The 8,477-nt window shown below is 42.4% G+C and carries 3 protein-coding genes and 3 pseudogenes; 2 read left to right on the forward strand and 4 right to left on the reverse strand.

Annotation, left to right across the window (positions count from 1 at the left end; all coding sequences use genetic code 11):
* Window positions 1–423: 423 nt before the first annotated feature.
* Window positions 424–1,770 (reverse strand): ABC transporter substrate-binding protein, encoded by a 1,347-nt coding sequence (locus tag BJP37_RS24095; protein ID WP_081431308.1) that lies wholly within the window; start codon window positions 1,768–1,770, stop codon window positions 424–426.
* Between the two features lie 1,182 nt (window positions 1,771–2,952).
* On the opposite strand from BJP37_RS24095, the gene BJP37_RS24100 reads away from it, so the two are divergent.
* Window positions 2,953–4,749 (forward strand): reprolysin-like metallopeptidase, encoded by a 1,797-nt coding sequence (locus BJP37_RS24100; protein WP_075902572.1) that lies wholly within the window; start codon window positions 2,953–2,955, stop codon window positions 4,747–4,749.
* Here BJP37_RS24100 and BJP37_RS24105 read toward each other — a convergent pair.
* Window positions 4,739–5,526, reverse strand: a pseudogene (locus BJP37_RS24105) (IS5 family transposase). The gene BJP37_RS24100 and the pseudogene BJP37_RS24105 sit on opposite strands and share 11 nt — an antisense overlap.
* 282 nt (window positions 5,527–5,808) lie before the next feature.
* On the opposite strand from BJP37_RS24105, the gene BJP37_RS24110 reads away from it, so the two are divergent.
* A complete protein-coding gene (locus tag BJP37_RS24110; RefSeq protein WP_075902574.1) occupies window positions 5,809–6,402 on the forward strand; it encodes a cadherin repeat domain-containing protein in 594 nt (197 codons plus the stop codon).
* Window positions 6,403–6,409: 7 nt separating this feature from the next.
* Here BJP37_RS24110 and BJP37_RS24115 read toward each other — a convergent pair.
* Window positions 6,410–6,904 (reverse strand): annotated as a pseudogene (locus BJP37_RS24115) (transposase); the annotation flags it as partial.
* Window positions 6,905–7,011: 107 nt separating this feature from the next.
* Window positions 7,012–7,941: pseudogene (locus tag BJP37_RS24120) on the reverse strand (IS701 family transposase); the annotation flags it as partial.
* Window positions 7,942–8,477 lie beyond the last annotated feature (536 nt).

Below are 8,477 nucleotides of genomic sequence, written 5' to 3' on the forward strand. Positions count from 1 at the left end.
TGGGGGAAACCCCCAAGACCGCGCTGCCTCCCCAAGACCGCACTGCCTCCCCAAGACCGCGCTGCATCCCTATTCAAAAGTTTTTAACCCTTTTCTGCATAACCTGCTAACTATAAAGGCTCCACAATAAACAGGTTTCGTCTCCGGGGGAAACCCCCAGTTCCGAAGCTGCATCGCTTCTATTTTCCCCACCCCCCACACCCTACACCCCATACCCTGTCTAGTTTAATGCCTTGTTGTCACCCCGTCAGACCTATTACCCATTACCTATTACCTATTACCTTAGTACTAATGTTGCTGCATAAGTGACATGCTCCCGTTAAAGATTTCCCAGGCAATTCTCATAAAGTAACATTAATAGGCCATTTTAAATAGTTTTTTGACAATCACTAATCCCTAATTCCTAATAGTTAATCTGAATAGTTAATCTGGCCAACTGTCCTCAATAGTTTTCAGAACTGTATCCACATCTGTCCCACCAATATAATCAACAATGCCACTCCAGAATGTCCCGGTACCCACGGCTCCTGGCATCATATCCGAACCATCGAAGCGCACCATATCCGCATTGGCTAAGATTTCCGCTTGACGTTTAACAATGTCATTGGGGTAAGCATCCAAACTAACCTGTTTATGGGGTGAAACATAATCTCCCTGACTTGCCCAGATAGTATGGGCTTGGGCAGTTGATAAATACTCCATCAACTTCCGTGCTTCTGGAGTATCCTTAAACATAGCAGTCACAATACCAGACACTAACACTGGCACTCCCAATTCCTGTTTAATACCCGGTAACAGAAAGATACTCACATCCTTATCTAGCGCTACATCTTTAGGTAAGAAGCTAGTGATAAAGCTAGCTTGGCGATGCAGATAGCAACCTGGGGGGTTATCAAATAACGGTGCAGTTGCGTCACCAAAGGGAGTGCTAATAATACCAACAGTGCCACCAAACACATACTTAGGATTAAGGGCAATGTTGCCAAACTGCTCAAAAGCATTCTTAACCGCTGGGTGATTAAAGGGAATCTTGTGAGCAACCCACTGGTCATACACTTCCCCACCAACCGTGCGCAACATAATATCCTCAATCCAGTCGGTACCAACCCATCCTGTAGCCGCACCGCTTTCTATTCCGATGCACCAAGGGACACCGCCATCTGCCACAATCTGATCGGACAGTGCCATCATTTCATTCCAGGTGGTAGGGATTTTGTAACCAGCTGCCTTAAACGCAGCTCGATTGTACCAAACTAAGCTTTTGACCGCCGCCCTAATCCACACCCCGTATACTTTACTATCGACAGTTGCCAAATCTAGCCAGTTTTGAGAATAAGCAGCAGATAACTGAGATTTGTCCATGAAGGTATCTACAGGTACCAGTTGACCTTCCCTAGCAAAGTCAGCCATCAAACCCGGTTGAGGGAACATGGCAAGATCGGGAGCATTTCCAGATTCCACCAACACAGGTAGGAGGGTGGCGAAATCACTACTGGCTTCATACACCACCTTGATACCCGTTTCTTTAGTGAAGGGTTCTAGTATCTGTTCCATGATTTGCTCCCCTTCCCCTGTCATTACTCCCAGGATAGTAACCGTATTGCTTTTAGTTTCTCCACCTTTGGGGGAACAGGCGACTAAAACTAACGATAAACCTAGAAATACAGGGGTAAATACCGTACTAGGAGCAGGTTTAGTTCTGAATTTAGCAAAAAATTCTCCTATCTGCTCGACAAAACCTATCGTGATCCAGAATTTGGGTTTGAACATCTTTCAATTATGAGCCTTAGCAAATAATGACACTCATACTCTGAGTACAATTCCGTTCCAAGATAACCCCACTCAATGACTTGAGCAACAACTTAGGGAGGGGAAGCTTGAGAAATCAGAATACACAGATGAAAGACTCTATGTTTGAAAGGCAGGCTTGATCAACGCAAGCCTTCAGCCTACTAGGTGGTGCGTTACGGGGCGGGCTGTCGCAACACTGGCGCTCGGTGTTGAAAATGAGGGCAAGCCCGCCCTTAACCAACCCTAAGCACCCTAAGCAACTAAGCCCATCCTATGGTTGCCAACTATCAGCCATTCATAATGCTGGCAACAGAAGCAACCCCACAAAAGGGCATCATGGCGACATCACCTACAAAAAAAAGCTTAAGCTGAATGCTGAATGCTGTTCGCGCAGCGTGCGCATAGCGCATATGCTTACCAATAAACAGTGACCTAGAGAAATTACTGATTTTAGCCTCTATCTATTTGTTAGAACTTTATACTAACTTCACATAACTAGGATTGGAGTTCGACGTAAACTGGAAAATTTTTAAATTTTATCCCTATTACTAGGCTTGATTTATAGGGTTTATAAATGAGATGTAAACCTAGGATGTCTTTTTTTAGTGGACAATCAAACTCTGGATCTGTTTCCCCTATTGCGTTTCATATTTTGTATTTTGTATCTTACCTAAGGTAGTCTGTTCACAACTAAAATATAATGCCTAGATGATGTTAATGTTACTGAATTGCTAATCAAACCCTTAAATAAAAATTCATCGTTAATACTTAAAAAAACTAACTTAAATGATTGATATTTAATTCATTTAAGTTAATGATTTTTGTCCGGATTTACGTTTTTTATAAATTTGCATATAAGCCGTAATAAATAAACAAAAAAACAACAAAAACATACACAAATCAACCTTGAACGTAAACGGATATATTTCATGATTAATTTAAGATTAGGGATTTTAACTAGGGAAAATTTATGGTTTGTCACCCAAATACCCTATAAAATTCAGTGCCTTTGACTAGTTATCGCATGGGGTTATAGCTACGATTCATGGCAACTGGCAATAAGCCATTAAACATGAACCATCAACAATCAGGAACTTCCCTGACGGCCAAATCATTTACCGTAACTAGGCTTTGTCAAGCAGTAAGAGTTAACTAAAAGCAATGTCTGACACATTTTTCTCAGCTGATTCACTTCTGTATCATCACCATTGGGACACTAATACTATCACCTACAGCTTCTATAAAAGTGGTCCTTATTACGGATCTCAAACCGGGGTTTCAGAGATCTCAGAAGGAACCAAAGACAATATCAGAAGCATCCTGGAAACTCTGGAAAGATACCTTGATGTTGATTTCCGTGAGGTAGCAGATACAGCAACAGACTATGGTCTATGGCGCTACATGGTATCTGATGGTCCGGGCTACGCCTATGCCTATTTGCCTAACAGATCTAATACCAACTCCGGCTGGAGGTCGGATGTGGCCGGGGATGTGCATATAAACGAAGCCTACGACACGACAGGTAATAACGGATTTGCTGACGACCCAGGGAATCATGGCTACATGACCCTGATTCATGAGATAGGACATACTCTGGGGTTAAAACATCCGAATCCATACGAGGACCATGATCACGGTCCATTTTTGCCCTTTAACGAGGACAATACTACCAACACAGTAATGTCGTATAACTTTGCTGGGAAACCAGCGATTACCCCAATGACTTACGACATTAAAGCATTACAGTCTATCTATGGAGCTAGGGAGTATAACCACGGGGATACTACTTACTCCTTTGAGAGCGTTTATGGCTACACAGATGTTCATGAGGATTATGGTGCAACCAAAGAAATTAAGCAAACCCTCTGGGATAGCGGTGGTGTAAATACCTTAGACTTTTCAAACCTGACTCCTGATAAATACTACTTTGATATGAATCAGGGGGGTATTATAACCACCCAAAAGGCTTACAATAGTATCTCTTATAAAGCTAGGACCGATGAAAGCGGAACAGAATACTTTACGTCTAAATTTGGGACTGCGATCGCATTCGATACAGTTATTCACAATCTGATCAACTCCAGCAGTGACGATTACATCATTGCCAATAGTGCGGCCAATATCTTTAGCGGTTATGAATTTGGAATTTCCACAGGTGATGATATTATTGAAGGTTGGAACTATCTAGATACTTTAGATCTTTCCAATTATGCTTTCGATAGTGTGACTCAAATCCAAAGCGGTGATGACCTGATTCTTGGTCTAGGCTGGGATAGTTCGATTACCGTCAAAGACTACTATGCAGTCTCTCAAAGCGATCGCCTTAACATTACCTTCGAGCAGGAGAGTCCACCACCTGTATGGGAAAAGATTATTGTTCGGGACACAATAAATATTAGCAAGGTTCAGGATATTCAAAAGGAGCCTAAACCTACCAACACTGCTCCGACGGATATCAGCCTTTCTAGCAACAGTGTCAAAGAATTCAGTAACAATGGTACCACTATTGCTACCCTGAATACTAATGATGTTGATGCCGGAGATAGCCATACTTATAAATTATTACATGATGCTAAAGGTCGCTTTAAAATTGATGGCAATCAACTAAAAGTCAAGAATGGCAACCTCTTAGACTTTGATGACAACTCTAGTCATGATCTCAAAATCCGCACCACCGACTCCGGGGGTGAAAGCTACGATAAAACGTTCACCATTGACGTCCTTAACCAGAATCTTGCTCCGACGGATATCAGCCTTGATCGGAACAGTGTCAAGGAATTCAGTAACAATGGCACTACCATTGCTAGGCTGAATACTAATGATGTTGATGCCGGAGATACCCATACCTATGAGTTATTAGATGATGCTCAAGGTCGCTTTAAAATTGATGGCAATCAACTAAAAGTCAAGAATGGCAACCTCTTAGAGCTGATTTATAAAGTGGATATTAAGAGGTGAGACGGCTGAGCATAAGTCGTACCATAGCGCCATAAATCATGGCCTCACTGACTTCAGGCAGGAGTTCATAATCTTTGCTCAGACGACGAAGCGCGTCCTAACCAACCAAAGGTACGTTCTACTACCCAGCGTCGCGGGTTAACCTTAAATTCAGATTCCGTACGCTTAACGTTCCTCTTCCTCAGCACCGCAAAGGTTGGCTACAACACCAGCTTGCGCGTTGGCCACTATAGCCCTGGTCAACCCAAATTAATTGCAAACTAGAACAGTCAAAACTTTCTTCCATCAATGCTGCCCCAGCTCCGACTCGATCTTGACCGTTGGCTTGCTGTGACTACCACACTTAACAGCAATCCTTGGGTATCTACAATGATATGACGCTTACGTCCCTTGACTAACTTACCTCCATCGAAGCCATACACCTCCCCCTTTTTTCCGTCGTTTTTACCGACTGGCTATCAGCAATTGCTGCACGCTTGTTGAGGGTTTCTATTCACTTGTTGACGACATGAATCCCGCAGGTAATGATTCATCATCTGCCACACTCCAGTTTTCTGCCAACGACGAAAGTAAAAGTACACTGTTGAGTAGGGAGGTAAGTCATGAGGGAGCATCTCCCAAGAACATCCAGTGCGTAGAACGGGCAAAAATACCATTGACAACTTCACGTACATTGACAGTACGAGGACGTCCTCCAGTTTTGGCTGGTGGAATTAAGGCTTCAATGAGCTGCCACTGTGCATCTGTGATATCACTTTTATAGGCTTTTCTAGTCATGGTGTGAGATGTAGCCAACATCAACGTATGATATCGGCACTATTGCTATGTACTTCCTCTATTTAGATTTACTTTATAAATCAGCTCTTAGACTTTGATGTCAACAATACTCATCAAATCAAAATCCGCACCACGGACTCCGGGGGTGAAAGCTACGATAAAACGTTCACCATTGACGTCCTTAACCAGAATAATGCTCCCACGGATATCAGCCTTGATCGGAACAGTGTCAATGAATTAAGTGAAAAGGGTACCACTATTGGTACCCTCAGTACTAATGATGTGGATAGGGAAGATAACCATACTTATGAGTTATTAGATGATGCTAAAGGTCGCTTTGACATTGTTGGCAATCAACTCCAGGTCAAAGATGGTAGTCTTTTAGACTTTGATAACAACTCTAGTCATGATCTCAAAATCCGCACCACGGATTCCGGGGGTAAAAGCTACGATAAAACTTTCAGTATTCAAGTCCAAAACCAGAATAATGCTCCGACTGATATTAACCTCTCTAGCAACAGTGTCAAGGAATTCAGTAATAATGGCACTACCATTGCTACCCTAACTACTAATGATGTTGATGCCGGAGATCACCATAAATATAAGTTATTACATGATGCTAAAGGTCGCTTTAAAATTGATGGCAATCAACTAAAGGTCAAAAATGGCCACCTCTTAGACTTTGATGAAAACTCTAGTCATGATCTCAAAATCCGCACCACGGATTCCGGGGGTAAAAGCTACGATAAAACGTTCACCATTGACGTCCTTAATCAGAATAATGCTCCAACGGATATTACCATTTCTGGCAACAGTGTCAAGGAATTCAGTAATAATGGCACTACCATTGCTACCCTAACTACTAATGGGACTTAAACAAAAATCAACCCCAAATGAAGCCTAAACTGGCTTTATAAGCAGCAAACACCTGCCGATTGTGAGTCACCCAATCAAAGAAACGAAAAGACATAGCTGTACGAAAAGCCTCCAAGGCTTCTGTAAAAGTATTCATTCGCGTAGCGTGGCCTTTGGCCAAGGTTTGGAACGCCCATCGCCTTCGTAATCCCCCAGTTAACTTATGCCAAAGAATAAAAGTGTAGGCACAAAATACTAGTATCAAATGGCGAACTAGACTTCTTTTATCCCTGACTTGGTATTCTTTCAACCCTAGCCAACCCTTTGCTTCCCGATAAAATACTTCCACCCAATTTCTTTGAGAGTAGGTCATTACTCCCCACTGTTTTGTTACTTTATCTGAATCAACATTGGTGATCAAATAATCAATGTCTGTTGCTTCTTCCCAAGAACTAGCATTCATTACGATAGCCATTGTCCTTTCTCCTTCTAGACCAGATATCTGAGCCTTCACTGTTGCCACCCGGAGAGGAAACCTTAGAATAAGGCAGCCTTAATCATAAAGTTTTAACCCTTTTATCCATAGCCGATCAACCATAAAGGCTGCCTTATTCTTGCGGTAACTTCTGACCAAACGGTTTTCGATTTATCGTTCGTTGAGTTCAACTTCCTCAAACTCCTCTTTGGATAGGCTTTTTGCTAATTCGTCTATACGTATTTCTATCTCAATATTTAACTCATTTTTTATAATTAATTTCCGTTCGCGTAGCGTGCGCCTTTGGCGCATTTTTTGCCACTCCTCCTAAATACTTTAGATTCCTTTCTTCCAGTTTCTTCAGAAGCGATGCAGCGCGGTCTTGGGGGTTTCCCCCATGAGCGACTGCATCAAGACAAGGTTGTGTTATTGCCATACCCCGCATCAATTAGGACGATTCCCGGACGATATCCTCGGGCTAAACTCCGGTCAATTAACTCTATCCCTAAATCGGGCTTCTTCTTAAATTCTTCATCTTTATTTCCATTGGGTAAGGAAGTCGCGTGTTGATACAACTAATGGTCTAATGGTAAGCTTTTTTTGCCATCGTAAAGATGGGTTGTTACTAAGACTATTCCATTGTCTGTCTTTCCGATTTCTCCGATATATTGCCTTCCCACTCCGAAGCGTCAAGTTACCACTTTTTCGCGAGTCCTGAGTCGTCCAAAATCAATGCAAATCCCCGACTGATCCGAGGAAAGAGAACATTTGTTCATCAACTCTAAACGGCGTTCATTGATTTGACTCCCTGACCAAGGGGCATCGGTTAAGAAGCGATGCAGCGCGGTCTTGGGGGTTTCCCCCATGAGCGACTGCATCAAGACAATGGTGTAATCGGTTATAAACTACTCCAATCGCGTTATCAGCCATCTGTGTCAGGTTTTTCCTCTCACTTTCCCCTAATAATCCCCCAATGAGCGTGTCTAAACCCGGTTTTTTGAGCCTTCGTTTTGAAGCAATCATCGAAACGCTTGCACCATTTTTCTTTAGCTCGGGGGCATCGCAGAGGGGCTAGTTTCTCTCATGGGGGCAATTTCGACGTGAAACGTTCTTCTATCATACATTATACCCTAATTTTTGTCTTTTTATCGTTTAAGTCCCACTAATGATGTTGATGCCGGAGATCACCATAAATATAAGTTATTACATGATGCTAAAGGTCGCTTTAAAATTGATGGCAATCAACTAAAGGTCAAAAATGGCCACCTCTTAGACTTTGATGAAAACTCTAGTCATGATCTCAAAATCCGCACCACGGATTCCGGGGGTAAAAGCTACGATAAAACGTTCACCATTGACGTCCTTAATCAGAATAATGCTCCAACGGATATTACCATTTCTGGCAACAGTGTCAAGGAATTCAGTAATAATGGCACTACCATTGCTACCCTAACTACTAATGNCCTCTTAGACTTTGATGAAAACTCTAGTCATGATCTCAAAATCCGCACCACGGATTCCGGGGGTAAAAGCTACCATAAAACGTTCACCATTGACGTCCTTAACCAGAATAATGCTCCAACGGATATTACCATTTCTGGCAACAGTGTCAAGGAATTCA

The sequence above is a fragment of the Moorena bouillonii PNG genome, from assembly GCF_001942495.1.
GTDB classification, from domain to species: domain Bacteria; phylum Cyanobacteriota; class Cyanobacteriia; order Cyanobacteriales; family Coleofasciculaceae; genus Moorena; species Moorena bouillonii.

Coding starts and splice junctions, on each gene's coding strand:
- BJP37_RS24100 (WP_075902572.1), top strand. CDS start 2,953: ATGTCTGACACATTTTTCTCAGCTGATTCACTTCTGTATCATCACCAT.
- BJP37_RS24095 (WP_081431308.1), bottom strand. CDS start 1,770: ATGTTCAAACCCAAATTCTGGATCACGATAGGTTTTGTCGAGCAGATA.